The following is a 25,987-nucleotide window of genomic DNA, read 5'->3' as shown; positions in this document are numbered from 1 at the left end:
TGAGCAAAAATCAGTCGGGATGAATTGATTTCATCCATGGAGTTTTCCAATGTTTGCCTCGTTACCGCTGACCGCCCTGCGCGCCTTTGAATCGGCATCACGATTGCTGAGCTTCAAGGCTGCCGCCGAAGAGCTGTCGGTCACGCCGACCGCGATTTCTCATCAGATCCGTTCGCTGGAAGACTGGCTCGGTGTCGCGTTGTTTGAACGTCTGCCACGCCAAGTGCGCCTGACCGAGGGCGGCGAACGCCTGTTTCGCAGCCTGCACGGCGCATTGCTGGAGGTGGCGCAAAGCGTCGACACCCTGCGCCCGCAACGCAACGCCAGCACGCTGACGCTATCGACCACCGCCGCATTCGCGGCGCTGTGGCTGGTGCCGCGTCTCGGGCGCTTTTACGCGCAGCATCCGAACATCAACGTGCGCCTCGATACGCACTGCGAAGTCATCGATCTGCATCAGGACGCCAGTGTCGATCTGGTCCTGCGCTACAGCCTCGACGATTACCCGAACCTGTATGGCCTGTGCCTGTTCGATGAGTCGTTCGGCGTTTACGGCTCGCCCGAGCAAGTGGCGCTGGCCGCGCGGCGCACGCCAACGTTGATCAGCGTGCGCTGGCACAATTCCAAGCTGTATGCCCATGGCTGGGAAGCGTGGTGCGCCAAGGCAGGCGAAAACTGGTTACACGCGCAACCGGCCATCCGCGAATACGATGAAGAGCATTACGCCCTGCAAGCGGCGATCGCCGGGCAAGGGCTGGTGCTGGCGAGCAATATTCTGGTGTCGGAGAGTGTCGCCAGCGGTTTGCTGGTGCCGTTCATGGGCCAGGTTCAGGTCGATGGCGCCGGGTACAGCGCGTTGTGCGTGCCGGGGCGCGAGCGGCATCCGCCGGTGCGGGCGTTTTTTGCCTGGTTGCGCGAGGAGGCAGTTTTGTCCGCGCTGGCGCCAAGATCGCAGCTTTCGGCAGCTCCTACAGGGGTTGCGTAAACCGATAAAACTTTTTGCAACGCTCACGACTCACAGCTTAGGTAGCGACCGCGTCCGCAGAACGTGGCGACAATCGGATTAGCCTCCAGGAGATCGAAATGAGCGACGACCTGCATCTGTCAGATGTTCAAACCTTGCGCGAACGTGCGCGCCAACACGTCGAGAACGGCGCCGTCACCGAGGGCTACAGCGCCGACCGTGAAGAGGTGCTGCGCTTGCTCAATGAATCGCTGGCCACTGAACTGGTCTGCGTGCTGCGCTACAAGCGCCACTACTTCATGGCCAATGGCGTGAAAGCCCATGTGGCCGCCGAAGAGTTTCTCGAACACGCCACCCAGGAAGCCCAGCACGCTGACCGTCTGGCCGAGCGCATTGTGCAATTGGGTGGCGAGCCCGAGTTCAACCCCGACATGCTGTCGAAGATGTCCCACGCGCAATACGTGGCCGGCAACACCCTCAAAGAGATGGTCTACGAAGACCTCGTTGCCGAGCGGATCGCCATCGACAGCTATCGCGAAATCATCCAGTACATCGGCGAGAAAGACCCGACTACGCGACGTATCTTCGAAGATATCCTGGCGCAGGAAGAAGAGCACGCCGATGACATGGCTGACATCCTGAACGACCTCTAACCCTTCAAAACCGCCTTCGCGAGCAGGCTCGCTCCCACATTGGAATGCATTTCAAATGTGGGAGCGAGCCTGCTCGCGAAGGGGCCATTTTGGGCACCGACTATTTAGTGGGTTTGACGGTAACCGGCGCCTTGCCCGCCTTCATCTGCTCCAGCAACGGCGCACACTGATTCGGCTCACCGCCACTCGGTGCCACCAGCGCCAACAGCCCCGCCGCCGGCGCGGCGATCACACCCAGCGCAACCATCCCCGCCCCGCGCAACATCAGCGGCACAGCCTTCACACCCGCGTCCGGCTTGATGAACTTGCCGCGCACGTAAAGCGGTGAACGCAGGGAAATCAAACGCCAGCCCTTGGATTCCGGGGTCACCGTCAGATCCAGTTGCTCGGTGGCCATGTTCGCCGTGCCGTCGATATAGATGATCGCGTTCTCGGTATCGAAGACAAACAGCTGCGTGGTCGCCAGACCGGTCTTGATGTCGAAGTCTGCCGCCGCGCAGTTGATCTTCACTTCCTTGTCGCCAAAGATCTTGCCGACCACATAGTTGCCGACGTTGAGCCCGGCCAGTTCCATCAGTTCGCGGCTGATCGCGCCGTCGTTGATCAACATCTTCAACTTGCCGTTGGCGCCGCCCAGTAGCTTGGCCACCGAGTTGCCGCGACCAGTGATATCGGCGTCGCCGTTGAGCTCACCGAAACTGGTCTTCATCGGCTCGAACGTCGGGAACAGCTCCTTGAGCTTGAACTTGCGCGCGGTCAATTTCGCGCGGCCCTCAAGCGGTTCGGTACGACCGTTGAGGCGGATCTGTGCATCAAGATTGCCGCCCGCCACGCCAAAGCGCAGTGGCTCCAGGCTGAGCTCGCCATCGTTAAGTTTCAGGTGGGTATAGAGGTCGTTGAATGGCAGTTTCTCGCTGTGGACGATGCGCTTGCCGGTGAACTCGACGTCGGCATCCATCGCGCGCCAGCGGTCGGTCTTGAACTCTTCCACCGGCAGCACTTTATCGGCCGGCTGTTTGCTCTCGCCGCCGCGCGCCTTCTGCTTGTCATTGGAGTCAGCGCCGATCAGCGGTGCGAGGTCAGCGAACAACAGTTGATTGGAAAGCAACGCGCCGCTGAGTTTCGGCCGTGGCTGGCTGGCGACGTAGGTAAGGTCGCCATGGATGTCGCTGCTGCCGATCTTGCCGTTGAACTGCTCGTAGGTAAATTTCGCCCCGGCCTCATCGTGCAGTTTGGCGATCAAGTGACCGTCAGTGGAATACGGAGGGGTGTCCGGCAGGGTCACGCCAGTCAGCGGATAAAGATTGCCGAGGCTGGCGCCGGCCAGTTTCAGGCGCAGATCGAGGGCGCCGAGGTTGAGCGGATCCGTCAGCGTGCCGGCCAGTTCGATGCGAGTGTCGCCGATCTTCGCCTGGGCCTGCAGCGGGAATGGCTTGCGCGCATCCTGCAAGGCGAGCAGCCCACCGATCTTGCCTTGGCCGGTTAGGTTTTGACCGTGGTATTGGCCTTTGACCTTCAAGGCAAACGCGTAATCCTGCGGCGCACCGCCCTTGTCCTGCGCAGTCTTCGCTGCTTTGTCACCGACGATATCGCTGTAGGGGATGGGTTTGCCCAGCGGATCGATCAGCACATCCAGATTGGTTTTGAGCGTTTGATCGTCGAGGGTGACATGGCCCTTGTCAAAACCGATGGCGCCGATGTCGACCACCCAGCTCGAGGGTTCAGCGTTCGGATCTTTCGGGTCGAACTTGAATGTCCAGTTGGCGCGGCCATCGGCCAGACGCTGCAACTCGGCATTGGGTTCGGTCAGGTCGATGCGCGGAATCACCACGCGTTGCGCCAGCAATGCCAGCGGCGAGATACGCAGCTCAACGCGTTTGAGCGTGACCATCTGCTGCTTTTTCGACCAGTCCGGGTTGCCCAGGCTCAAATCCTCAGCGACCACGTGCGGCCACGGCACCCAGGCGCGCCAGCCACCCTCGTCCGGCTCGCGCTGCCAGATCACCGCGAGGTTGCCATTGATGGCAAACGGTCGGTGCAGTTCTTCCGAGACTTTGGCGTTGAGCGGCGGTTTGATACGGTTCCAGTCGAAGAACACGATGATCAACACCAGCACGGCCAGTAGCAGCACGAGGATGGCGAAGGTCCAGCTGAAGATTTTTCCAGTGCGCGTCATGCACAAAGCTCCTGATCACGACCGCACGCAAAGACTGCGGCGTACGGCTGAAACGGCGGGCCAAAGCGGCCCTCATGAAATCTACGACTGGCAAACCAGCCGCAGGTTTAATCGAAAGGCCGATTACCGCGCAAAAAGTTGCGCGAAATCTGACCGATCAGTCGAACAGTGTTACCGCGACCCGCACTTTTGCGAGGCGCGAGTGAGTCGGAAATACCCACCCCGGTGCAAAACCGTCGCCCGGAAAGCCGCGATCTAGAGCCTCCCGGCAGAACAATCAATTCTGTTGATTATTACCATTGCGTTTATGAACTTTTATATCGACTTATCGAGAGTAGCATTGCCCTCGTACCCACTTTATCGCCCTCCCAAGGAGCAACCCATCATGAAACGCCAATTACTGCTCAGCCTTACCCTGTCGATGCTAGCCAGCACTGCTTTCGCCCTGCCCGCTGCCGACCAGGCTACCCCGCAAGTGAAATCCAGCCACTCGGTATTCAGCCAGACCGTAGCAGCTGATGGTTCGGACCGTACCCCACAAGGCCAGACCCTGGCTGAAGGCGGCCGTGATCGCCTGGAAGAGAAAGGCCTGGTTCAGGACGGCTACGACAAGACCCCACAAGGTCAGACCCTGGCTTCCGACGGCAGCGACCGCACCCCACAAGGCCAGACTCTGGCTTCCGACGGTAGCGACCGCACTCCACAAGGCCAGACTCTGGCTTCCGATGGTAGCGACCGTACTCCACAAGGCCAGACCCTGGCTTCCGATGGCGGCGACCGCACTCCACAAGGTCAAACCCTTGCCGAAGGTGGTGGTGACCGTGTGATCGAACGCAACAGTGCCTTGAGCTAAGCCCATGGCGGCCGCGAAAAAAAGCCCAATCACCGGATTGGGCTTTTGACTTTTCTGGCCGGTGAAATCTTCTGCACCATGTCCTCTCGTTCGACGCCGACAAAGCCGATTTGCTAGAGTGCGGCGCTTGTCCTGCCAAAGAACACACCCTGCGATGCTGCCCCGCGCCGAACAGAAACAACAGACCCGCAACGCCTTGATGGACGCTGCCCGCCACCTCATGGAAAGCGGCCGAGGATTCGGCAGCCTGAGCCTGCGCGAAGTGACCAAAACCGCCGGGATTGTGCCCACCGGTTTCTACCGGCATTTTGCCGATATGGATGAGCTCGGCCTGGTGCTGGTCAGTGAAGTCGGCCAGACCTTCCGTGAAACCATCCGCTTGGTGCGCCACAACGAATTCGTCATGGGCGGCATCATCGATGCCTCGGTGCGGATCTTCCTCGACGTGGTCAGCGCCAATCGCTCGCAATTCCTGTTTCTCGCCCGTGAGCAGTACGGTGGCTCGCTGCCGGTGCGTCAGGCAATCGGCCGGTTGCGCGAGAACATCAGCTCCGACCTGGCGGCCGACCTGACGATGATGCCCAAGCTTCAGCACCTGGATGCCGCCGGTTTGAGCGTGATGGCTGACCTGATCGTCAAATCGGTCTTCGCTACCCTCCCCGACATCATCGATCCGCCGGCCGAAGCCTTGCCGGAACATCTGACGCCGCAGGCGAAGATCACCCAGCAACTGCGCTTTATCTTTATTGGGCTCAAGCACTGGCAGGGGCTGGGCAGTACCGAATAACCTTCCTTTATTTCAGCCCAGACCAAATCCCCTGTGGGAGCGAGCTTGCTCGCGAAGGCGTCGTGTCAGCCAACTTCTAAATCACTGACCCACCGCTTTCGCGAGCAAGCTCGCTCCCACATTTGGTTCGGCCCATCGGCCTCCATTTGGTGCATAAAAAAATCTTCACGCACCAAAACATTCCAAAATTCCGCAACATCTTGAAACATCCACTACGCTCCGACAGGGATTTCCTACATCTCGTTCGATTGGCAAGGCCCTTGCTCTAGCCCGAGTATTGTCCATAACTGGAAGCTTTCCGATGCTGGTGATTCACCGCAGAATCGACCCTCAACCCGTCTGGGCCGCCGAGTTGCACCTGACCTTCGAAGCGCGGAGCAAAAGCCGTTTGCGCTGTTTCAGTGCCGAGGGCGAAGACGTCGGGTTGTTTTTGGAGCGCGGACAGCCGCCGCTGTATGACGGCGAATGCCTACAAGCTGAAGACGGCCGCATCGTCCGCGTCTGCGCCCGCCCCGAGCAATTGCTGCACGTCACCTGCGCCAACGCCTTCGAACTGACCCGCGCTGCCTATCACCTGGGTAACCGCCACGTCGCCTTGCAGGTTGGCGATGGCTGGCTGCGCCTGCTCGACGATTACGTGCTCAAGGCGATGCTCGAACAGCTTGGTGCGCAGGTAGAAGCGATCGAAGCGCCATTCCAGCCCGAGCACGGTGCCTATGGCGGCGGCCATCACCATTCACGCCACGGCGACGAAGACTTCAACTACGCGCCGAAACTCCATCAGTTCGGCGTACGCCTGTGAATCCTGCCTGGGCGCTGCTGCGCCTGGCCAGTCCGCAATTGCCGATTGGCGGCTACAGCTATTCGCAAGGCCTGGAAATGGCAGTGGATAACGGCCGCGTGAACAACCCGGACAGTGCCCGGCGCTGGATCAGCGATCAGTTACTGCTCAACCTCGCCCGCTTCGAAGCGCCGCTGCTGCTCGCGCATTGTCAGGCGGCGGCGGATGGCCGATGGGCCGAGCTGCTGAGCCTCTGCGAAAGCCATCGCGCCAGCCGCGAGACGCGCGAGTTGCATCTGGAAAGTCGGCAGATGGGTTATTCGTTGCAACAACTGCTCAATGGTTTGCCGGAACTCGACGCAGCCGCCCGCGATTTTCTTGATCAATGCCCCGAACCGCATCTGGCCCTGTGCTGGGCGCTGGCCGCGCGCGCTTGGGGCATCAGCCCGCAAGACGCCCTCGCCGCGTGGTTATGGAGCTGGCTGGAAAACCAGCTCGCCGTCCTGATGAAAACCTTGCCGCTGGGCCAGCAAGCCGCCCAGCGCCTGACCAGCGAACTGCTGCCGTTGTTACAACAGGCGCAGCAGGACGCCAGCCGAATCAATCCCGACCACATGGGCAGCGCCGCGTTCGGCCTGTCCTTGGCGTGCATGGCCCACGAGCGCCAGTACAGCCGCCTCTTCCGCTCTTAGGAGAAACAACCATGAACACACAACCTCTGCGCGTCGGCATCGGCGGCCCGGTCGGTTCCGGTAAAACCGCGTTGACCCTGGCCCTTTGCCTGGCCCTGCGCGAGCGCTACAACCTCGCCGTGGTCACCAACGATATCTACACCCGCGAAGACGCCGATTTTCTCGTGCGCAACGAAGCCCTCGCGCCCGAGCGGATCATCGGCGTGGAAACCGGTGGCTGTCCGCACACCGCGATCCGCGAAGACGCCTCGATCAACCTGGAAGCGGTCGATCAACTGAACCGGCGCTTTCCGGGACTGGATCTGATTCTGGTGGAATCCGGCGGCGACAACCTGTCGGCGACCTTCAGCCCGGAACTGTCCGACCTGACCATCTACGTGATCGACGTCTCAGCGGGCGACAAATTGCCGCGCAAGGGCGGGCCGGGGATCTGCAAATCCGATCTGCTGGTGATCAACAAGATCGACCTGGCACCTCTGGTGGGCGCCTCGCTGGAGATGATGGACAGCGACACCAAACGCATGCGCAACGGCAAGCCGTTCGTCTTCAGCAACCAGAAAACCGGTCAGGGCCTTGAGCAAATCATCGCCTTCATCGAACGCCAGGGCCTGCTGACCGCAGCCTGATTCACTGCTCAACAAGGAAGCTTATCCATGACACTCAAACGTATTCTTGGCGCTGTGGCGCTGCTGCTGACGCCAGCGCTGGCCTTCGCTCACCCGGGGCATGGCGACAGCGGCCTGGTCGCCGGTATCAGCCACCCGATTGGCGGCCTCGACCATTTGCTGGCGATGCTGGCTGTCGGTTTGTGGGCCGCGCAGCAGCAGGGCGCCGCGCGCTGGGCGCTGCCGTGCACGTTTGTCGGCACCATGCTGATCGGCGGCATGCTCGGTTTTGAAGGGCTGGAATTGCCAGCGCTGGAAAGCGGAATTGCCGCATCGGTGCTGGCGCTGGGTCTGGCAGTGGCCTTGGCGGTGCGGCCGCCGTTGGTCATGGCAGTAGCGGCGACGGCGCTGTTTGCGTTGTTCCATGGCGTGGCGCATGGTCTGGAACTGCCAGACATGAGCAGTCCTTGGGCGTATGCGGCGGGTTTCGTTGTGGCGACCGCCGCTTTGCATGCCGTCGGTTATGGCGTGGTTCGCGTGTTGCCGCAGGCAGCGGCGCCGCTGGTGCGGTTGGCGGGTGCGGCTTCGGCGGTGACCGGGGTCTGGTTGTTGGCAGGATGATTTTTTAGCGCCTGCACTGGCCTCTTCGCGAGCAGGCTCGCTCCCACAGATTTTGTGTACGCTGCAAATCCACTGTGGGAGCGAGCCTGCTCGCGAAGGCGGTCTGACAGACACCACATCGCTCAGGCCGGTCTCTCTGCTACCATGTCGCGCAATCGCCCCAGCCGTGACGACGTCCGCCCATGCCCCACGCTTCTCGCTCCACCTCCCTGCCCGAATTGACCGCCCTGTTCGGCGCTGTGCAACAGCACTTCGTCAACGTGATCGTGCCGCTCTGGCAAGGCCCGGGCTGGAACGCCGACATGGCGCTGCCCTATGAGGCGCTGGACGCCACGCATCAACCACTGCCGCCGCAGCGCTATCGGGCGATGGCCTGTGCGCGGCAGCTGTATCTGTTTTCCAGTCTGATCGGGGTTGTGGATAACGCTGAAGTGCGTGCGGCGGCGCTGTTCCGCTCCTTGCAACGGCACTTTCATGATGCGGAGCATGGCGGCTGGTTCTACAGCGTCGATGCCCAGGGCAAACCGCTGGATCAGCGCAAGGATCTCTACACCCACGCTTTTATCCTGTTTGCCTGCGCGCATTACTGGGCAAAATCCGGCGATCCGCTGGTCGAGTCGACGTTGAATGCGGCGCTGGAAATCATCGGCCGGCGTTTCGCCACCGGCGATGGCTTGTACGAAGCCTGCCTGGAACGGGACTGGATCACCCTGCAAACCGGTCCACTGCAAAACCCGCTGATGCACCTGGCCGAAGCGTTCCTCGCCACCCTTGCCGTGCGCGAAGATGCCCAAACGCAGACAGCGTTGCTGGCGTTATGCACAGCCATGCACAAGCAGTTCGTCGATCCGCAATATGGCGTGTTGATGGAGAAGCCGCTCGGGGCTGTGGATAACTGGTATGAGCCGGGGCATCAGTTCGAATGGTATTTCCTGCTCGAATCGTCGCCGTTATTACGTGGTTCGAAACTGCATGCGGCGCTGGATCGGGCATTTGCGTTCACCGAGCAATACGGTGTGGTGCAGTCATCCGGCGCGGTGCGGGCGATGCTCGATCTGGAAACGGACGGACGCCCGCGAGACTCGACTCAACGGATCTGGGCTCAGGCGGAATATCTGCGGGCGCTGACATTGCGTCAGGGTAGTGAAGCGGTGGTGCTGCGCCAGTTGCAGGCATTGCAGCAGCGGTTTTTGCATGCTGATGGCTGGCATGAGTGCCGGGATGAGTTGGGCGAGGTGAGTCGCAAGGACATGCCTTCGACTACGCCGTATCACTTGGCGACTTGTTACCACGGTCTGGCTGAATATCTTCGCTGACTTATAGATCGCTTTCGCGAGCAAGCTCGCTCCCACAGTTGATTTGTGCTGCTCACAAATAGTGTGTTCGGCGCAATTCCAATGTGGGAGCGAGCCTGCTCCGGGCGGCGATCCGACGATTAGCCGTTATGCGGTCTCTAGGCGATCCACTTCTTGTCGCCGGTAAAGCTGATGGTCAGCCAGCGCGCTGCATCCGGCTTGCCCAGCTTCGCCGAGATCTCTTCGCGCAACGCATCCAGTTGCCCGACATTGCTCAGCGCATAATCCGCCGGCAACACCACATGAATCTCGATAAACCGCGCCCGCCCGTGCTTCTGCACGTACGACACGTAATCGTCGAAACCATGCTCGATTTTCGCCGCGTCCATCACCTGGCGCACCTGATCATCCAGCGTGTCCGGGGCAATCCCCAGGACATCTCGCAGGGCCGGGCCAAGAATCTTGAACGCCGGCGGCAACATGGTCAGGGCCAGCACGATCAGGATCAGCGGGTCGACATACACCGCCCACTGCCCATAGCCCTGCGACTTGAGCAGCAGCGCCGCAAGGAAGCTCACCAACAGGCCCACGGACAGCATCGCGTCCACCAGCCAACTGATGTTGTCGAACTGGATCAGGCTGGATTTGAGCTTGCGATTGCGCTGCCGTACGTAGAAGAAGTAGGCGAATTCGACCACGGTAAACACCGCGGCATAAATGATCACCAGCCCCAACTCGATGTCGCGGCCACCGTTGATGATGCCGAACACGCCGTTGAGAAACGCGTAGATCGCGATCAACATCAGGAAGCTGCCTTCGATCAGCAGCACCATCGGCTCCAGATGCCAGAAACCGAACTGGAAACGGTGATTGCTTTGCTTGGCGATCAGCTTGGCGGTGATCAGCATCAGGACCTTGATGAACGTTGCGATCAGCGAGAAAAAACCATCGAACAGGATGGATTGCGAACCTGAAACAAAACCGGTGACGATCCCGGCAATCGCCACCGCCAACATCAGAATGGTCGATTGTTTGAGCAGTGCCTGCTCACCTCGGTTACTCACTTTGACTCCTCGAAAAACCCTGAAAACCGCGGGGTGCGGTTGGGTTGTTGCGAGGGGAGTTTACCTTATCGGGATTTATTGCCTGTGACGGCCCCTTCGCGAGCAAGCTCGCTCCCACATGAGACCGCGATCAAATGTGGGAGCGAGCTTGCTCGCGAATGGCTTCAACGCGGTCTTAGGCCTTGTTCCGCTCGATGGCAAAACCCGCCCAGGTCTGGCTCACCGGCATCAATTCCAGACTGTTGATGTTGATGTGCGCCGGCGCGTTCATCACCCAGAAAATCGTCTCGGCAATGTCCTGCGGCTGGATCGGCTCGGCACCAGCGTAGGTCGCGTTGTAGCGTTCCTGATCGCCGGCAAAACGCACCAGCGAGAACTCGCTCTCGCACAGCCCCGGCTCAATGTTGCTGACCCGCACGCCCGTGCCTTGCAAGTCGCAACGCAGGTTCAGCGAGAACTGTTTAACGAACGCCTTGGTCGCGCCATACACATGGCTGCCCGGATACGGATAGTTACCCGCGATGGAGCCAAGGTTGACGATGCCGGCGCCACGACCATGGGCGATCAGGCGCGGCAGCAACAAGCGGGTGGCGTACATCAGGCCTTTGACGTTGGTGTCGACCATGGTGTCCCAATCGTCGAGATCGCACTTCGGCGCCGGGTCCACGCCCAATGCCAGACCGGCGTTGTTAATCAGGCCACGCAGCTTGGCGAACGACGGCGGCAGGTTGGCAATCGCCGCTTCCATCGCCTTGCGATCGCGCACATCAAGCACCAGACCGTGCACTTCGGTCTGTTTCGACAATTCGGCGCACAACGCATTGAGGCGTTCTTCACGACGGCCGGTCAGCACCAGTTTCCAGCCAGCCTCGGCAAAACGGCGGGCGCAGGCTTCACCAAATCCGGACGTCGCGCCGGTGATAAACAGGGTGTTGGACATCGTGTTCTCCTTGCTTCGGCCGCCGGGGCAGCCCTTGGAATAGAAAATCAGCAGGCAGCATGCCCGCCCGCGCATTCACGGGCAACACCCACAAGCTGTACAAAAAACAACCAGACATGCCAACGCCATAGCGACCGTGGCCTGTAGCCATGTGCACGCATGTTATCCACAGTCCCTTCCACAGTTTCCGGGGGCAACTGGAAACGCGCAAAGCCGCGCCACACAAGGCTTTGCGGGCGAAATAGAAAGTTTTTTGCTTGACCCTGAAGCGGCAGATGTGCGGGAGATGGCATTTTGCACGACCGAGCAGTCAGCGCAGTGATTGCGCGAGGCCAGTAATTACGGCCCTCAGCGCAGTCTTTCCAGAGTTTAATCACAGACTTATCCACAGGCTTGTTCACCCGGAATCGCTGCTATCCGCGACACTATAAAAAGGTTGACAACAAAGACTTCAAGCCCCGCAAAAACGCCTGATCAAAAAACAACCACACACTTGCAGGCCACGGTTTACATGGCGCGCAGCCAGATACACCCACGTTATTCACAGCCAGCTCCACAGCAAACGGGGACAAGTCAAAACTGTGGAAAAACAGCCATTTGCAGCGTCTATATGTCGCGCTTTGGCAGCTTGGGGAATTTGTTTTCCACAATTCTGGATTCTGGCGCAGATCAACTGTAGGAGTGAGCCTGCTCGCGATAGCGGTGTATCAGCCACCGGTGATGGCGAATGGGAAACCGCGATCGCGAGCAGGCTTACTCCTACAGGGGGTTGCGGTGGATTTGCGGAATGAAAAAACCCCGGGACTTTCGTCGCCGGGGTTGTGCATAACGTCGAAGAATCAGTGCCCGCCCAGATAGGCGTTACGCACCTCCTCATTCACCAGCAACTCTTTACCCGTGCCCGTCAGGCGAATCTCGCCGTTAACCATCACATATGCGCGGTCCGACAGCTTCAGCGCATGGTTGGCGTTCTGCTCGACGAGGAAAATGGTCATCCCGGTTTTCGCCAATTCGCGCAGGGTCGCGAAAATCTGCTTCACCACAATCGGCGCCAGGCCCAGGCTCGGCTCATCGAGCAGCAACAACTTTGGTCGGCTCATCAAGGCACGGGCAATGGCGAGCATTTGCTGTTCACCACCAGACATGGTCATCGCCCGTTGGTTACGTCGCTCTTCAAGCCGTGGGAACAGCGTAAACATGCGTTGCATGTCCTCTTTGGCGTACTTGTCGCCAATCGGGATGGTGCCCATCAGCAGGTTTTCCTCGACGGTCATGTCGGGGAACACTCGCCGCCCTTCCGGCGACTGCGCAATGCCGTTGGAAGCGATGTAGTGCGAGGACTTGTGGGTGATGTCGACGCCTTGATAAAGAATCTGCCCGCCTGCCGCCCGTGGCTGGCCGAAGATCGACATCAGCAACGTCGATTTGCCGGCACCGTTGGAGCCGATCAGGCTGACAGTTTCCCCTTCGTTGATCTGCAGCGAAACACCTTTGAGGGCCTGGATCGGGCCATAGAAGACGTCGAGGTCTTTGAGTTCGAGGATCGGTTGCGTCATACCAGCTCCTCTTCGTCGGCGCCCAGATAGGCTGCGATCACTTTCGGATCGTTGCGGATCGCTTCAGGCCCGCCTTCGGCGATGACGATGCCGTGGTCCAGCACCACGATGTGGTCGGAAATGCTCATAACCATGCCCATGTCGTGTTCGATCAGCACCACGGTCAGATCGTGCTCGTCGCGCAGCAGCCGGATCATCGCGCTGAGCGCTTCGGTTTCCTGAGGGTTGAGGCCGGCGGCCGGTTCGTCGAGGCAGATGATCTGCGGCCGCGTGCACATGGCCCGGGCAATTTCCAGACGACGCTGTTGGCCGTAGGAAAGCTCACCGGCGAGCCGGTTGGCGCAGTCCACCAGATCGACCACCTCCAGCCAGTAGAACGCGCAATCCAGCGCGTCACTTTCGGCCTTGCGGTAGCCCTTGGTATTGAGGATGCCGGCAAGCATGTTGCGGTTGACCCACATGTGCTGGGCCACCAACAGGTTTTCCAGCACCGACATTTCCTTGAATAGGCGAATGTTCTGGAACGTCCGCGCCAGGCCTGCACGGTTTACCAGGTGCGTGCCGCCGAACATCTTGTAGTACATACGGCTGAGGAAAGATTTCGGCGAAACGAAGTCGGTCGGTTTGAACGACTCGCCGAGCAACTGGATGACGTTGGTCTGCTGACCGCGCACATTGAGTTCGATCTTGCCGCCCGAGGCCTTGTAGAACCCGGTCAGGCAGTTGAACACCGTGGTCTTGCCTGCACCGTTGGGGCCGATCAGGGCGAAGATCGAGTTGCGTTTGACCTTCAGGCTGACATCGCTCAAGGCCTTGATGCCACCGAAATGCATCATCAGTTTTTCAACAGAGAGTACGACTTCACTCATGGCGCAGTCCTCTCATAGTGAATGGCACCTTTGCGTGGAGTGACCCCGGTCCGACTGATGCGAATCAGCCCGCGTGGTCGCCAGATCATCATCAACACCATCAGGATGCCGAACAGCAGCACGCGATATTCGGCAAAGCCGCGCAGCAGTTCCGGGGCGACGGTGAGCACGAATGCCGCGATCACCACGCCGATGGTCGAGCCCATACCGCCGAGCACGACGATGGCGAGGATCAACGCCGATTCAAAGAAGGTGAACGAGGTCGGGTTGACGAAGCCTTGGTAGGTGGCGAAGAACACCCCGGCAAGACCGGCGGTCGATGCCCCGATGGTGAACGCCGAGAGCTTGACCAACACGTGATTGAGGCCCATCGAGCGGCAGGCGATTTCATCTTCACGCAAGGCTTCCCAGGCGCGGCCGACCGGCATTTTCACCAGACGATGCTTGATGTACAGCACGGCCAACACCACGAGAAACAACACTGCGTAGATGAAGTAGTACTTCACATCCGGGTTGTAGGCGATGCCGAAGAACTCATGAAACGGCACCCCGCCATCCTTCGCCCGCTTGCCGAACTCCAGACCGAAGAACGTCGGCAATGGCGCCGGCATGCCGTTCGGGCCGCCAGTCAGCGACAACCAGTTGTTGAGGATCAGACGAATGATTTCACCGAAGCCCAGGGTCACGATCGCCAGGTAGTCGCCATGCAGACGCAGCACCGGGAAACCGAGGATGCAACCGGCCAGCCCGGCAGTGATCGCAGCCAGCGGCAATACCGTCCAGAAACCCAGACCCAGGTATTGATAACCCAAGGCCAGACCGTAGGCACCGATGGCGTAGAACGCCACATAACCAAGGTCGAGCAGACCGGCCAGACCGACCACGATGTTCAACCCCAGCCCCAGCAGCACGTAGATCAGCCCGAGGATGACCACGCCGAGCAGATAGGAGTTGGAGACAAACGGCACGATGACCGCCAGCACAATCAGCAACGGAATGATCCAGCGCAGCGAGGATTTGTGATCGGCAGGCAGCACGTGCACACCAGAGCCGGTGCTCTCGAATCCGTCGAGAATTTTCAGGCCCTTGGGCGTTTGCAGGAACAGGCTGAGGGCAAAGCGGCCAAGCATGACAATGCCGATGATCCAGGCCACGCGGGTCGGTTCGAGGTTAAAGCTGTAACCCTCGAGCACGACGCCGACAATCGGGCCGAAAACGATCAGGGCAATCAGGCCGGCAAGAATCGCCTCAACCAGGCTTTTTTTGATATCGATGGATTTTTGAGTGGTTGAAGACATCGCTTACACCTTCGACACAAGAGGACGGCCCAACAGGCCCTGCGGCCGGAAGACCAGAACAAGTACGAGCAGCGAGAAGCTGAACACGTCTTTGTAGTCGGAGTTGACCAGGCCGGAGAACAGCGACTCGGAGATGCCGAGGATGATCCCGCCGAGCATTGCCCCGGGCAATGAACCGATCCCGCCGAGTACCGCTGCGGTAAACGCCTTGATGCCGATAATGAAGCCGGCATAGAAGTCGAAGGTGCCGTAGTTCATGGTGATCAGCACGCCGGCCAGCGCCGCCATGGCTGCACCGATGATGAACACATAGGAAATGACCCGATCGGTATTGATGCCGAGGATCGAAGCCATCTTGCGGTCTTGCTGGGTCGCACGACACATGCGTCCGAGCTTGGTGTACTTGATGACGTAGGTCAGCAGGCCCATGCCGACGAACGCGGCCACCAGAATGAAGACTTTGGTGTAGGTCAGTTGCACGAAGCCGGTACCGACTTCAACACGCCACGCCCCGGTCAGCAGGGTAGGTACGCCCTGTTGTTTGGCGCCCTGGGCGATCTGTGCGTAGTTTTGCAGGATCAGCGAGATACCGATGGCGCTGATCAACGGTGCCAGTCGGGTGGAGTTGCGCAGGGGTTTGTAAGCGACACGCTCGATGACCCAGCCATACACCGCCGTGATCACGATGGTGAAAATCAGGGTGCCGAGCATCAGCAGCGGGAAGGATTCAATACCGAAGTAAGCCAGCAGAGCCAGACTGATTGCCGCCAGGTAAGCAGAAATCATGTAAACCTCGCCGTGGGCGAAGTTGATCATGCCGATGATGCCGTAGACCATTGTGTAGCCGATGGCGATCAGGCCATAGACCGACCCGAGGGTCAGGCCGTTGACCAGTTGCTGCAGGAAAATACCATCCATAACGCAATCTCACGCAGTGAGAACCTGCACACCAGTGATGTGCGGTTCTTCTAGGAAAAATACAGATTTACGTCGGAGCAATGTCAGCCACGATCAACCCATCCCACACCGTCCCTGTGGGAGTGAGCCTGCTCGCGAAAGCGGTCGATCATTCAACACATGTGTTGGCAGTCATTCCGTCTTCGCGAGCAGGCTCGCTCCCACATTGGATTGGTGGGATCAGCTGATCGCGTCAGCCCTTACTTCTGTTTTTCCAGCTGGTGATATTTGCCGTCCTTGTCCCACTGGTAAACCACGTAGTCGGAGACTTTCAGGTCGCCCTTAGAGTCCCAGGTTTTTTCACCCATGACGGTTTTAACCGGGTTTTTCTTCAGCCAGGCCGCAGCCTCTTCGCCCTTGTTGGACTTCGCGCCGTTGAACGCGGCAGCCAGGGTTTGCACCGAAGCGTAGGCGTACAGGGTGTAGCCTTCAGGCTCGGTACCGGCCTTGCGGAAAGCATCTACCACGGTCTTGCTGTCTGGCAGCAGGCGTGGGTCGGCGCCGAAGGTCATCAGTACGCCGTCGACGAATTGCGGGCCACCGGCGGTGGTCACCAGTTCGTCAGTCACGATGCCGTCATCGGACATGAACTTGACGTCTTTCAGGCCTTGTTCACGCAGTTGGCGAACCAGCGGGCCGGCTTCCGGGTGCAGACCGCCGAAGTAGACGACGTCGGCGCCAGCGCCACGGATCTTGGTAACGATGGTGCTGAAGTCTTTTTCGCCACGGGTCAGGCCTTCGTACAACACAGGCGTCACGCCGCGCTTGACCAGTTGGGCTTTGGTGGCATCCGCCAGGCCTTGGCCGTAGGTGTCTTTGTCGTGCAGTACGACGACTTTCTTGCCCTTGAGCACGTCGACGATGTAGTCGCCGGCCACAATGCCTTGCTGATCGTCACGCCCGCACATACGGAACATGGCGCTGAGGCCACGCTCGGTGACTTGTGGGTTGGTCGAACCCGGGGTGATCGCGATGATCCCGGCTTCGTCGTAGATTTCCGACGCTGGAATGGTCGAAGAGGAGCAGAAATGACCGACCACGCCGGCGACTTTCTGGTTGGTGAGGTCCTTGGCGACCGTCACGGCCTGCTTCGGTTCGCAGGCGTCATCGCCTTTGACCAGTACGATTTTCTCCCCGTTGACGCCGCCTGCCGCGTTGACTGCGTCAGCCGCTGCCTGTGCACCCTTCATGTACTGCTCGCCAAATGCCGCGTTGGCGCCCGTCATTGGACCCGCTACACCGATTTTCACATCAGCTTGAGCAAACGCAGAAACACCCAACGCAGTAGCCACTGCGAGGGCCAGAAAGCCTTTCTTGTAAAACGTCTGGGACATGAGGTGGTGCTCCAAGGTTTTTTTTAGTTGGCACTGCGACTTCGCTTCACTGATTGCTCTGAGCAAGGGCCGTGCCATCGGTTTTTTATTCTTCAAAAAGTCGCTGCTTTCTTGTTATTTCGACTGTTTCGTTCCCATTTTCATTGGGCGTGCAACCGTCTAAACCGCGGAAGGTGAAACCATTTATTTTTTCCGGCGCAACCCGCACGCGCCATCATTGCAACCGCGGCGCCAAACGACGTGCAACCAGCCTGTAACAGCCCGCGTCACCGAACTGCACACTGCTGGTGCGGGACTGCTACAACCCGCACCATTACAGGCTAGTCGCTACGTGAAAAAGCGCCGCGTCCGGCAACATATTTCAACACTCAAATCACAATGCGCAGGCACTGGCCCGCGTGATACAGCGAGAACCCGGCCTCGTACAGGCAACTGCGCAAGCCCACACCGGTCAGGGGCTGCATCGGTGCGAAGGGAATCGGCAGGGCTTGAGGATTTCCGTCACACAGGTAATCAGCGAAAGCCTTGCCGACCACGGTGCCGGTGGTGACGCCACGGCCGTTGTAACCGGTGACGGCCACCAGCCCCGGCGCTGGCTCGAACAGGCGCATGAGGTGATCGGGCGTAAAAGCTATACGCCCGGTCCAGGTGCATTCCCACTCGACCGGTTTCAGATTGGGGAAATAGTGCTGCTGCACGCGATCGGCCCAGGCCTTGAGAAACCAGGTCGGTTTTTGATTGCCGTTGCCCAGGCTGCCGAGCAATAACCGCCCTTCTTTGTCACGGCGGATGCTGCTCAACACCTGACGCGTATCCCACGAGCCCTGCCCGCCCGGGAGAATTTCCTGCGCGGCGTCTTCGCTCAGCGGTACCGAGGCGACCTGGTAGTAATAACCGGGGAAGAAGTTGCGTTTGAGTTCGGTCCAGTCGCCTTCGGTGTAGGCGTTGGAAGCGATGACCACTTGCTCGGCCAATACCGAACCGTGTTCGGTCTGCACCGACCATTTCGCGCCCTGACGCTCAAGGCGAGAGACTGGGGAATGATCGAACATTTGCCCGCCGAGTCCGCTCACTGCGTTGGCCAACCCGGTGACATAAGCCATTGGGTTGAGCGTACCGGCGCGACGATCGAGCAACGCAGCAGCGATTTTTTGCGTGCCGGTGGCTTGCTCGCAGGCCTTGCCGGTCAGCAGTTCGACTGGCGCACCACGGCGCTTCCATTGCTGCTCGCGACTGCGCAGATCCGCCTCGCCCTTGGCGTTGTGCGCCATGTGCAGGGTGCCTTCGCGGCGCAACTGGCAATCGATGTTGTACTTATCCACAAGGCTGAACACCAGCGCCGGCGCCGCTCCGAGCATGCGGTTGAGCTGGCTGCCGACCGCTTCGCCAAACCCGGCCTCGATCTCGTCCGGCGGTATCCAGAGGCCGGCGTTGACCAGCCCGACGTTGCGCCCGGAACCGCCATGACCGGCGCGATGCGCTTCCAGCACGCAGACGCTTTTGCCTTTTTCCAACAGATGCAGCGCCGCCGACAATCCGGTGAACCCGGCGCCGATCACGCAGACATCGACCTTTACTTCGCCCCGCAGCGCGGTGTTATCCGGCCTTTGCGGCGTGAGCTTTTCCCACAGACATTCTTCGCGTAACGGCATTGCCAGACTCCAACAGAAACCTGCCAAACACAGTGCTGATCCTGTGGGAGCGAGCTTGCTCCGGGCGGCGTTCCGACGAAAGGGGCGTATCAGCCAACATCAATGTCGACTGACCCACCGTATTCGCGAGCAGGCTCGCTCCCACAAGGAGGGATCTCCACCTGTCAGTCGAATGTGATGCCCTGCGCCAGCGGCAACTCCAGCGAGTAGTTCACGGTGTTGGTCTGCCGGCGCATATAGGCGCGCCACGCGTCCGAGCCGGACTCACGCCCGCCACCGGTCTCTTTCTCGCCACCAAACGCGCCGCCAATTTCGGCACCGCTCGGGCCGATGTTGACGTTGGCGATGCCGCAGTCGCTGCCGACTGCCGACATGAACTGCTCGGCCTCGCGCACATCGGTGGTGAAGATGCACGACGACAAACCTTGTGGCACGGCGTTGTTCAGGCGCAGCGCTTCCTGGAAATCGCTGTAACCGACCACGTAGAGAATCGGCGCGAAGGTTTCGCTGCAGACCACGTCGCTCTGCTCGGGCATTTCAACGATGGCCGGCGAAACGTAATAGGCGTTGGGGAATTGATCTTCGAGCTGACGCTTGCCGCCGAACACTCGACCGCCTTCGCTCAATGCCTGCTCCAAGGCGTCCTGCATGTTTTCGAAGCTGTGCTTGTCGATCAGCGGGCCAACCAGACTGCCTTCCAGCGGGTTGCCGATGCGCACTTTCGAGTAAGCAGCCTTGAGACGAGTGACGATTTCTTCTTTCACCGACTCGTGGGCAATCAATCGACGCAGGGTGGTGCAACGCTGCCCGGCAGTACCGACGGCGCTGAACAGAATCGCCCGTACCGCCATGTCCAGATCGGCGCTCGGGCCGAGGATCATCGCGTTGTTACCGCCCAGTTCCAGAATGCTGCGAGCGAAACGCGCGGCGACTTTCGGCGCCACTTCGCGGCCCATGCGCGTGCTACCGGTGGCGCTTATCAGTGCGACACGCGGATCATCGACCAGCGCTTCGCCGGCATCGCGACCGCCGATGATCACCTGGCACAGGTTCGCCGGCGCATCGCTGAAATTCTTCACCACGCGATCGAACAACGCCTGACAGGCCAGCGCGGTCAGCGGGGTTTTCTCCGACGGTTTCCACACCACCGGGTTGCCGCAGACCAGGGCCAGCGTGGTGTTCCATGCCCACACCGCAACCGGGAAGTTGAACGCGCTGATCACCCCAACCACGCCCAGCGGATGCCAGGTTTCACGCATATGGTGGCCCGGACGCTCGGAGGCAATGGTCAAACCGTACAGCTGGCGGGACAGGCCGACGGCGAAATCGCAGATGTCGATCATCTCCTGCACTTCACCCAAGCCTTCCTGAGTGATCTTGCCCGCCTCCCAGGAAACCAGTTCGCCGAGATCAGCCTTGTATTCGCGCAGTACTTCACCGAATTGACGCACCAGTTCGCCACGACGCGGAGCCGGTACTTTGCGCCATAGCTCGAACGCATGATCTGCGCGACTGATGTGCTGCTCGACTTCGGCCGGGCCTTCCCAGTTCACGGCGGCAATGCGGCTGCCGTCGATCGGCGAATGCACCGGCACTTTGCCGTTCTGATAAAGGGCCGGGTTCACACCAAGACGATCAAGCAATGCGGCAACCATGGGTCACTCCTCAAGCAAAAAACTGAATGTGTGCGGACGCTTTTTCGCGACCGGGCAGGCCTTTAGTTGTAGCGTCACAATGGCGAGGCAACAAACGACCTTTACGCGAGATATCATTCCGTTTATTCATGCTGCGCACAGAAAGACAAGAAAAGGATCGGCCATGCTCAACAAACGCCACTTGCCCTCGATCACCGCCCTGCAGTGTTTCGAGGCCGTGACCCGGCACCTCAGTTTCACGCGCGCCGCCGAGGAACTGAATCTGACCCAGAGTGCGGTGAGCAAACAGGTCGCGCAGCTTGAAGAGCTGTTGCAGCATTTATTGTTTCGCCGCGTGCGTCGACGTTTGCAGATGACCCCGGCCGGGGATTTGTACCTGGTTGAAGTACGAAAAATCCTCACACAAGTGGAGATGTCGACGCATTACCTGCGTTCCTACGGCGGCGAGACCGAAGTCCTGCGCGTCTCGACGCCCTCGACCTTCGGTGCGCGCTGGCTGGTGCCACGCCTGAAAGGCTGGCGGCTACGCCATCCGTCGATTCATCTGGACTTGTGCAACGAGCAGGAAGCGGATGATCTGCTGCAAGGGCGCAGCGATCTGGCGTTCTATTTCGGCCAGGGTTCACGGCCCGGCACTGAGTGCCTGAAGTTGTTCGGCGAAGAGTTGGTGCCGGTGTGCGCGCCGGGCAGCCTGCCTGATAAGCCGTTTACTGATCCGACGCAACTCACCGATCTGGTCCTGCTGCAAAATGCCTCGCGCCCGCAGGCCTGGCACGACTGGTTCGACAGTCAGGGTTATCAGACCGAGCACAGCTATCACGGGCCGCGTTTCGAAACCTTTTATATGTGCATCCGTGCCGCGCAGGTTGGTTGCGGTGTGGCGTTGTTGCCGCGATTTCTGGTGGAAGAGGAATTGGCCGACGGCAAACTGGTCATTCCTTTTGAGCATGCCATGCCCAGCACCGATGCCTATTACCTGGCATACCCGGAGCATGCGGCGGAAGTGCCAAAGGTACGGGATTTCGTGAAGTGGATGCTGGAGCAGATCGATAGCCCGAATGACTGACCCGATTGAAAAATGTGGGAGCGAGCCTGCTCGCGAAGAGGCCGGCACATTCAATACCCATTTCGACTGAAATGACGCCTTCGCGAGCAGGCTCGCTCCGACAAGGGTTCTGCGGTGATCTAAAAAATTGCTGGCAATCTTCGTCCCTGATATGCGCCACTAGCGCCATCGATTGAGACCGCGCACAGGCGCGGCGCACCTGGAGACCCCGTTATGAGCGAGAGCGTGTTTGCCGATCGCATCGTGCAGAACCTGCTCGACACCGACTTCTACAAACTGACGATGATGCAGGCGGTGCTGCACAACTACCCCAACGTCGAAGTCGAATGGGAGTTCCGTTGCCGTAATAGCGAGGATCTGCGCCCGTATCTGGCCGAGATCCGTTTTCAGATCGAGCGTCTGGCCGAACTGAGCCTGAGCGCCGATCAACTGAGCTTTCTCGAGCGCATCAGCTTCCTCAAGCCGGACTTCCTGCGCTTTCTCGGGCTGTTCCGCTTTAACCTGCGGTATCTGCACACCGGCATCGAGAACGGCGAATTGTTCATCCGTCTGCGCGGGCCGTGGCTGCATGTGATTCTCTACGAAGTGCCGCTGCTGGCGATCGTCAGCGAAGTGCGCAACCGCTATCGCTACCGCGAAACCGTGCTGGAACAAGCGCGCGAACAGCTCTATCGCAAGTTCGACTGGCTGACCGCCAACGCCTCGGCCGACGAGTTGTCGCAACTGCAGGTCGCCGATTTCGGCACCCGCCGCCGCTTTTCGTATGGCGTACAGGCTGAAGTGGTGAATGTACTCAAACACGACTTCCCCGGGCGTTTCGTCGGCACCAGCAACGTGCACCTGTCCCGCGAGCTGGACATGAAACCGCTGGGCACCATGGCCCACGAGTGGATCATGGCGCACCAGCAACTCGGTCCACGGCTGATCGACAGCCAGATCGCCGCGCTTGATTGCTGGGTTCGCGAATACCGTGGCCTGCTCGGGATCGCGCTCACCGATTGCATCACCACCGATGCGTTCCTCGGCGACTTCGACCTGTTCTTCGCCAAGCTGTTTGACGGCCTGCGCCATGACTCCGGCGATCCTGTGGCGTGGGGCGAAAAATGCATCGCGCATTATCACAAGCTCGGCATCGATCCGATGAGCAAGACCCTGGTGTTCTCCGACAGCCTGACCCTGCCCAAGTCGCTGGAGATCTTCCGTGCGCTGCACGGGCGGATCAACGTCAGCTTCGGCATCGGTACCAACCTCACCTGTGACATTCCGGGTGTCGAACCGATGAGCATCGTGCTTAAAATGACCGCCTGCAACGGCCAACCGGTGGCAAAGATCTCCGACGAGCCAGGCAAGACCCACTGTAAAGACCCGAATTTTGTCGCCTATTTGCGACACGTTTTCCAGGTTCCTGCCGATTCCAGTCTATCTAGCAAGGAGTGAATTCATGCAAGCCGTACAGCGTGAGATTGCTGAACAGCTCAAGGTGCAACCGCCGTTCGCCGACCACAAGGCCCTGCAGGCCGAAGTCGCCCGGCGCATCACCTTTATTCAGGATTGCCTGGTCAATTCCGGGCTCAAGACGCTGGTGCTGGGCATCAGTGGCGGCGTCGACTCACTGACCGCCGGCCTGCTGGCCCAGCGGGCGATGCGCGAGTTGCGTGACCAGACCGGCGACAACAGCTACAAATTCATCGCCGTGCGTCTGCCGTACGAAACCCAGTTTGACGAACACGACGCCCAGGCCTCGGTGGATTTCATCGCGCCGGACGAGCGCCATACCGTAAATATCGGCCCGGCGGTGAAGTCGCTGGCCAGTGAAGTCGCGGCGTTTGAAGGCAAGCACGCGGTGTCGGTGGACTTCGTACTGGGCAACACCAAGGCGCGGATGCGCATGGTGGCGCAGTACACCATCGCCGGCGCGGCGCACGGTCTGGTGATCGGCACCGATCACGCGGCGGAAGCGGTGATGGGTTTCTTCACCAAGTTCGGTGACGGCGCTTGTGATCTGGCACCGCTCAGTGGCTTGGTGAAGAATCAGGTGCGGGCGATTGCGCGCAGCTTTGGCGCGCCGGAGTCGCTGGTCGAGAAAGTGCCCACGGCGGACCTTGAGGATTTGTCGCCGGGCAAACCTGATGAGGCTTCGCATGGCGTGACGTATGCCGAGATCGATGCGTTCCTGCACGGTGAACCGGTGCGTCAGGAAGCGTTCGACATCATCGTTGCGACCTACAACAAGACCCATCACAAGCGTGTGATGCCGTTTGCGCCGTAAACGCTGATGAAATGAAAAAGCCCGCTGAGGAGTGATCCTCAGCGGGCTTTTCTTTGGCCATTACATTCATTGATGCGGATGGCCCCTTCGCGAGCAAGCTCGCTCCCACAGGTTTATCTGTTGTTCACAAAATGTGTGACCGACACAGAACCCTGTGGGAGCGAGCCTGCTCGCGAAGAACGATGACGCGGTGGTCCTGATTACTTGACAGTAATCGTGCCTTTCATCATCGAGATGTGGCCAGGGAACGAGCAGAAGAAGCCGTAGCCGCCATCAGCAATCTTCGCTACGTCAAAGGTCAGCGAATCGGTTTCCTTGGCGCCGATGATCTTGGTATGAGCGATGATGCGTGCATCACCTTCCGGCAGGTAGTTCTTGTCGATACCGGCGGCCAGGCCAGCGGTAGCGATCGGCTGCATGTCAGCTTCTTTGCTGATCACCAGGTTATGGCCCATGACGTTCTTCGGCAGGCTGCCGGAGTGGGTCAGTTCGACGGTGAAGGTCTTGCAGCTCTTGTCGATCACGATTTCCTTTGTGTTGAAGGACATCTGATCGGTGGAGTCAACGGTGGTTTTGCACTCGGCAGCCATCAATTGGCTGCTGGCCAGCGCCAGCAGGGATACCGCAACAACTTTGGAAAACATGGTGAATCTCCAAGGCAGGGTTAACAAAAACACGAATGATGGAAAGACTGCCTGAAATCTTCGCAAGTTCCTATGACTTGAGTCAAAAATTGTATACAACTTTCAGGCTATGACATTCATCGAAACAATCTAACGGCCAGAATTCCCGGCCCGCCCTATGATCGGCGCATCTACTGAGACGGAGTGCCTGTCATGTTCTTTAACGGTCTGTTGTGCAGTTTGCTCGCCGCCTACGCCTGTGGCGCCAGCGGTACCTTTGAATCGCCTGAACGCGAAGTTTAGGCCTTGGATCGAGGCTTGCCAGCCATTACCCTGTGACGGATTGACCCAGGAGGAAGGCATGTCTCTGAAATCTGTGTGTGTATTTTGCGGTGCCAACGCCGGCACTGTTCCGGCCTACACCGAAGCCGCCGTCGCCCTTGGCCGGGCCTTGGCCGAACGTAAATTGACCCTGGTCTACGGCGGTGGCGCCGTGGGTTTGATGGGCATTGTTGCTGACGCGGCGCTGGCTGCCGGCGGCGAAGTCATCGGGATCATCCCGCAAAGCCTGATGGACAAGGAAATCGGCCACAAAAGCCTGACGCGCCTGGAAGTGGTCGATGGCATGCACGCGCGCAAGGCACGCATGGCCGAGCTGAGCGACGCCTTCATCGCCCTGCCCGGCGGCCTCGGCACGCTGGAAGAGCTGTTCGAAGTCTGGACCTGGGGCCAGCTCGGCTACCACGGCAAGCCGTTGGGTTTGCTGGAAGTGAACGGTTTCTACAGCAAACTCACCGCATTTCTTGACCATATCGTCGGCGAAGGCTTCGTTCGCGCGCCACACCGTGACATGCTGCAAGTGAGCGAATCAGCGCAAACCCTGCTCGATGCCCTGGATAACTGGAAGCCGACCGTCACGCCAAAATGGGTCGACCAAAAACCCGGCTAACCACGAGGCACCGATACAAGGCAGAATATGCGCCGCTCAACCTCACCTTCGACCCAAGAGGATCGCCCATGGCCAAACCCAATTACTCCTTCGCCAAACGTCAACGAGACCTGGCAAAGGAACAGAAGAAAGAGGAAAAGCTTCAGCGCAAGAAACAAACCGCTGAGGAAGCGGCACTGAACCCTGACGGTGAAGTGGCGACGCAAGATGATGTTGATGCAACCGAAGCGACTGAAACACCGAAAGATCAGGCGCCCGACGCCTGAACCCCACCGGGTTTGATCATCGAATCAGACCCTGCGGATTTGTGACGGGGCTGGCGGTTCCA

The 25,987-nt window shown here is 59.6% G+C and carries 25 protein-coding genes; 14 read left to right on the top strand and 11 right to left on the bottom strand.

What is annotated here, in order from left to right:
* Positions 1–49: 49 nt before the first annotated feature.
* Together AB4O01_RS23305 and AB4O01_RS23300 are read left to right on the top strand one after the other, a co-directional pair.
* Entirely contained in the window at positions 50–985 is a 936-nt protein-coding gene (locus AB4O01_RS23305) for a LysR substrate-binding domain-containing protein (RefSeq protein ID WP_320335903.1), read from the top strand.
* A 98-nt stretch (positions 986–1,083) separates the two neighbouring features.
* Positions 1,084–1,617, top strand: a complete 534-nt coding sequence (locus AB4O01_RS23300) for a ferritin-like domain-containing protein (protein ID WP_093430205.1) — start codon at positions 1,084–1,086, stop codon at positions 1,615–1,617.
* Positions 1,618–1,717: 100 nt separating this feature from the next.
* Here the strand turns inward: AB4O01_RS23300 and AB4O01_RS23295 are convergent, their stop codons facing one another.
* Complete coding sequence (locus AB4O01_RS23295) at positions 1,718–3,793, bottom strand: AsmA family protein (protein WP_093430204.1); 2,076 nt, start codon at positions 3,791–3,793, stop codon at positions 1,718–1,720.
* A gap of 385 nt (positions 3,794–4,178) precedes the next feature.
* Here AB4O01_RS23295 and AB4O01_RS23290 point away from each other — a divergent pair, with 385 nt between their 5' ends.
* The 7 genes from AB4O01_RS23290 to AB4O01_RS23260 all read left to right on the top strand — a co-directional run bounded on the left by AB4O01_RS23290 (position 4,179) and on the right by AB4O01_RS23260 (position 9,448).
* A complete protein-coding gene (locus AB4O01_RS23290) occupies positions 4,179–4,646 on the top strand; it encodes a hypothetical protein (RefSeq protein WP_093430203.1) in 468 nt (155 codons plus the stop codon).
* A 154-nt stretch (positions 4,647–4,800) separates the two neighbouring features.
* Positions 4,801–5,433, top strand: coding sequence for a TetR family transcriptional regulator (locus AB4O01_RS23285; RefSeq protein WP_007915913.1), 633 nt, complete (start codon positions 4,801–4,803; stop codon positions 5,431–5,433).
* Between the two features lie 301 nt (positions 5,434–5,734).
* A complete protein-coding gene (gene ureE / locus AB4O01_RS23280; RefSeq protein WP_008087160.1) occupies positions 5,735–6,235 on the top strand; it encodes an urease accessory protein UreE in 501 nt (166 codons plus the stop codon).
* On the top strand, positions 6,232–6,906 hold the full coding sequence (locus AB4O01_RS23275) for an urease accessory protein UreF (protein WP_093430202.1): 675 nt from the start codon (positions 6,232–6,234) through the stop codon (positions 6,904–6,906). Before ureE ends, AB4O01_RS23275 begins: the two co-directional genes overlap by 4 nt.
* A gap of 11 nt (positions 6,907–6,917) precedes the next feature.
* Entirely contained in the window at positions 6,918–7,532 is a 615-nt protein-coding gene (gene ureG / locus AB4O01_RS23270) for an urease accessory protein UreG (RefSeq protein WP_007915910.1), read from the top strand.
* A 27-nt stretch (positions 7,533–7,559) separates the two neighbouring features.
* Positions 7,560–8,132, top strand: coding sequence for a HupE/UreJ family protein (locus AB4O01_RS23265; RefSeq protein ID WP_460089688.1), 573 nt, complete (start codon positions 7,560–7,562; stop codon positions 8,130–8,132).
* Positions 8,133–8,314: 182 nt separating this feature from the next.
* Positions 8,315–9,448 (top strand): AGE family epimerase/isomerase, encoded by a 1,134-nt coding sequence (locus AB4O01_RS23260; protein ID WP_460089687.1) that lies wholly within the window; start codon positions 8,315–8,317, stop codon positions 9,446–9,448.
* Between the two features lie 137 nt (positions 9,449–9,585).
* Here AB4O01_RS23260 and AB4O01_RS23255 read toward each other — a convergent pair whose 3' ends face one another.
* From AB4O01_RS23255 to amaB, 9 genes are all read right to left on the bottom strand, one after another.
* Complete coding sequence (locus AB4O01_RS23255) at positions 9,586–10,491, bottom strand: cation diffusion facilitator family transporter (RefSeq protein WP_186621024.1); 906 nt, start codon at positions 10,489–10,491, stop codon at positions 9,586–9,588.
* 175 nt (positions 10,492–10,666) lie between these two features.
* Positions 10,667–11,431, bottom strand: coding sequence for an SDR family oxidoreductase (locus tag AB4O01_RS23250; protein WP_093430198.1), 765 nt, complete (start codon positions 11,429–11,431; stop codon positions 10,667–10,669).
* 839 nt (positions 11,432–12,270) lie between these two features.
* Positions 12,271–12,987, bottom strand: coding sequence for an ABC transporter ATP-binding protein (locus AB4O01_RS23245; RefSeq protein ID WP_007915900.1), 717 nt, complete (start codon positions 12,985–12,987; stop codon positions 12,271–12,273).
* A complete protein-coding gene (locus AB4O01_RS23240; RefSeq protein WP_016985385.1) occupies positions 12,984–13,856 on the bottom strand; it encodes an ABC transporter ATP-binding protein in 873 nt (290 codons plus the stop codon). Before AB4O01_RS23240 ends, AB4O01_RS23245 begins: the two co-directional genes overlap by 4 nt.
* Positions 13,853–15,154: a high-affinity branched-chain amino acid ABC transporter permease LivM gene (gene livM / locus AB4O01_RS23235; protein ID WP_093430197.1), complete on the bottom strand. Its 1,302-nt coding sequence runs from the start codon at positions 15,152–15,154 to the stop codon at positions 13,853–13,855. The genes AB4O01_RS23240 and livM overlap by 4 nt, the downstream gene beginning before the upstream one ends.
* 3 nt (positions 15,155–15,157) lie before the next feature.
* The gene (locus AB4O01_RS23230; RefSeq protein WP_007915894.1) at positions 15,158–16,072 is read right to left on the bottom strand and encodes an ABC transporter permease subunit; all 915 of its coding nucleotides are present in this window, start codon (positions 16,070–16,072) and stop codon (positions 15,158–15,160) included.
* Positions 16,073–16,311: 239 nt separating this feature from the next.
* Positions 16,312–17,445: an ABC transporter substrate-binding protein gene (locus AB4O01_RS23225; RefSeq protein ID WP_007915892.1), complete on the bottom strand. Its 1,134-nt coding sequence runs from the start codon at positions 17,443–17,445 to the stop codon at positions 16,312–16,314.
* Between the two features lie 368 nt (positions 17,446–17,813).
* The gene (gene amaA, locus AB4O01_RS23220) at positions 17,814–19,097 is read right to left on the bottom strand and encodes an L-pipecolate oxidase (protein ID WP_460089684.1); all 1,284 of its coding nucleotides are present in this window, start codon (positions 19,095–19,097) and stop codon (positions 17,814–17,816) included.
* A gap of 164 nt (positions 19,098–19,261) precedes the next feature.
* Positions 19,262–20,752: an L-piperidine-6-carboxylate dehydrogenase gene (gene amaB, locus AB4O01_RS23215; RefSeq protein ID WP_460089682.1), complete on the bottom strand. Its 1,491-nt coding sequence runs from the start codon at positions 20,750–20,752 to the stop codon at positions 19,262–19,264.
* A gap of 163 nt (positions 20,753–20,915) precedes the next feature.
* Here amaB and AB4O01_RS23210 point away from each other — a divergent pair, with 163 nt between their 5' ends.
* From AB4O01_RS23210 to nadE, 3 genes are all read left to right on the top strand, one after another.
* Complete coding sequence (locus AB4O01_RS23210; protein ID WP_095047312.1) at positions 20,916–21,818, top strand: LysR family transcriptional regulator; 903 nt, start codon at positions 20,916–20,918, stop codon at positions 21,816–21,818.
* A 213-nt stretch (positions 21,819–22,031) separates the two neighbouring features.
* Positions 22,032–23,255, top strand: a complete 1,224-nt coding sequence (pncB, locus tag AB4O01_RS23205; protein ID WP_093430192.1) for a nicotinate phosphoribosyltransferase — start codon at positions 22,032–22,034, stop codon at positions 23,253–23,255.
* A 4-nt stretch (positions 23,256–23,259) separates the two neighbouring features.
* On the top strand, positions 23,260–24,087 hold the full coding sequence (nadE, locus tag AB4O01_RS23200) for an ammonia-dependent NAD(+) synthetase (protein WP_093430191.1): 828 nt from the start codon (positions 23,260–23,262) through the stop codon (positions 24,085–24,087).
* 200 nt (positions 24,088–24,287) lie between these two features.
* On the opposite strand, the gene azu is transcribed toward nadE, so the two are convergent.
* On the bottom strand, positions 24,288–24,731 hold the full coding sequence (azu, locus tag AB4O01_RS23195; protein WP_008078296.1) for an azurin: 444 nt from the start codon (positions 24,729–24,731) through the stop codon (positions 24,288–24,290).
* A 340-nt stretch (positions 24,732–25,071) separates the two neighbouring features.
* On the opposite strand from azu, the gene AB4O01_RS23190 reads away from it, so the two are divergent.
* Both AB4O01_RS23190 and AB4O01_RS23185 read left to right on the top strand, forming a co-directional pair.
* Entirely contained in the window at positions 25,072–25,659 is a 588-nt protein-coding gene (locus AB4O01_RS23190; RefSeq protein ID WP_093430190.1) for an LOG family protein, read from the top strand.
* 68 nt (positions 25,660–25,727) lie between these two features.
* On the top strand, positions 25,728–25,925 hold the full coding sequence (locus AB4O01_RS23185; RefSeq protein WP_095047310.1) for a hypothetical protein: 198 nt from the start codon (positions 25,728–25,730) through the stop codon (positions 25,923–25,925).
* Positions 25,926–25,987 lie beyond the last annotated feature (62 nt).

The organism is Pseudomonas sp. S2_E02 (assembly GCF_054668355.1).
This window is presented reverse-complemented; position numbering and strand designations above follow the sequence as displayed.

What these genes read in the sequence shown, in the direction of transcription:
- AB4O01_RS23305 (WP_320335903.1), top strand. Translation starts at nt 50, where the DNA reads ATGTTTGCCTCGTTACCGCTGACCGCCCTGCGCGCCTTTGAATCGGCA.
- AB4O01_RS23300 (WP_093430205.1), top strand. Translation starts at nt 1,084, where the DNA reads ATGAGCGACGACCTGCATCTGTCAGATGTTCAAACCTTGCGCGAACGT.
- AB4O01_RS23295 (WP_093430204.1), bottom strand. Translation starts at nt 3,793, where the DNA reads ATGACGCGCACTGGAAAAATCTTCAGCTGGACCTTCGCCATCCTCGTG.
- AB4O01_RS23290 (WP_093430203.1), top strand. Translation starts at nt 4,179, where the DNA reads ATGAAACGCCAATTACTGCTCAGCCTTACCCTGTCGATGCTAGCCAGC.
- AB4O01_RS23285 (WP_007915913.1), top strand. Translation starts at nt 4,801, where the DNA reads ATGCTGCCCCGCGCCGAACAGAAACAACAGACCCGCAACGCCTTGATG.
- ureE (WP_008087160.1), top strand. Translation starts at nt 5,735, where the DNA reads ATGCTGGTGATTCACCGCAGAATCGACCCTCAACCCGTCTGGGCCGCC.
- ureG (WP_007915910.1), top strand. Translation starts at nt 6,918, where the DNA reads ATGAACACACAACCTCTGCGCGTCGGCATCGGCGGCCCGGTCGGTTCC.
- AB4O01_RS23265 (WP_460089688.1), top strand. Translation starts at nt 7,560, where the DNA reads ATGACACTCAAACGTATTCTTGGCGCTGTGGCGCTGCTGCTGACGCCA.
- AB4O01_RS23260 (WP_460089687.1), top strand. Translation starts at nt 8,315, where the DNA reads ATGCCCCACGCTTCTCGCTCCACCTCCCTGCCCGAATTGACCGCCCTG.
- AB4O01_RS23250 (WP_093430198.1), bottom strand. Translation starts at nt 11,431, where the DNA reads ATGTCCAACACCCTGTTTATCACCGGCGCGACGTCCGGATTTGGTGAA.
- AB4O01_RS23245 (WP_007915900.1), bottom strand. Translation starts at nt 12,987, where the DNA reads ATGACGCAACCGATCCTCGAACTCAAAGACCTCGACGTCTTCTATGGC.
- AB4O01_RS23240 (WP_016985385.1), bottom strand. Translation starts at nt 13,856, where the DNA reads ATGAGTGAAGTCGTACTCTCTGTTGAAAAACTGATGATGCATTTCGGT.
- livM (WP_093430197.1), bottom strand. Translation starts at nt 15,154, where the DNA reads ATGTCTTCAACCACTCAAAAATCCATCGATATCAAAAAAAGCCTGGTT.
- AB4O01_RS23230 (WP_007915894.1), bottom strand. Translation starts at nt 16,072, where the DNA reads ATGGATGGTATTTTCCTGCAGCAACTGGTCAACGGCCTGACCCTCGGG.
- AB4O01_RS23225 (WP_007915892.1), bottom strand. Translation starts at nt 17,445, where the DNA reads ATGTCCCAGACGTTTTACAAGAAAGGCTTTCTGGCCCTCGCAGTGGCT.
- amaA (WP_460089684.1), bottom strand. Translation starts at nt 19,097, where the DNA reads ATGCCGTTACGCGAAGAATGTCTGTGGGAAAAGCTCACGCCGCAAAGG.
- amaB (WP_460089682.1), bottom strand. Translation starts at nt 20,752, where the DNA reads ATGGTTGCCGCATTGCTTGATCGTCTTGGTGTGAACCCGGCCCTTTAT.
- AB4O01_RS23210 (WP_095047312.1), top strand. Translation starts at nt 20,916, where the DNA reads ATGCTCAACAAACGCCACTTGCCCTCGATCACCGCCCTGCAGTGTTTC.
- pncB (WP_093430192.1), top strand. Translation starts at nt 22,032, where the DNA reads ATGAGCGAGAGCGTGTTTGCCGATCGCATCGTGCAGAACCTGCTCGAC.
- nadE (WP_093430191.1), top strand. Translation starts at nt 23,260, where the DNA reads ATGCAAGCCGTACAGCGTGAGATTGCTGAACAGCTCAAGGTGCAACCG.
- azu (WP_008078296.1), bottom strand. Translation starts at nt 24,731, where the DNA reads ATGTTTTCCAAAGTTGTTGCGGTATCCCTGCTGGCGCTGGCCAGCAGC.
- AB4O01_RS23190 (WP_093430190.1), top strand. Translation starts at nt 25,072, where the DNA reads ATGTCTCTGAAATCTGTGTGTGTATTTTGCGGTGCCAACGCCGGCACT.
- AB4O01_RS23185 (WP_095047310.1), top strand. Translation starts at nt 25,728, where the DNA reads ATGGCCAAACCCAATTACTCCTTCGCCAAACGTCAACGAGACCTGGCA.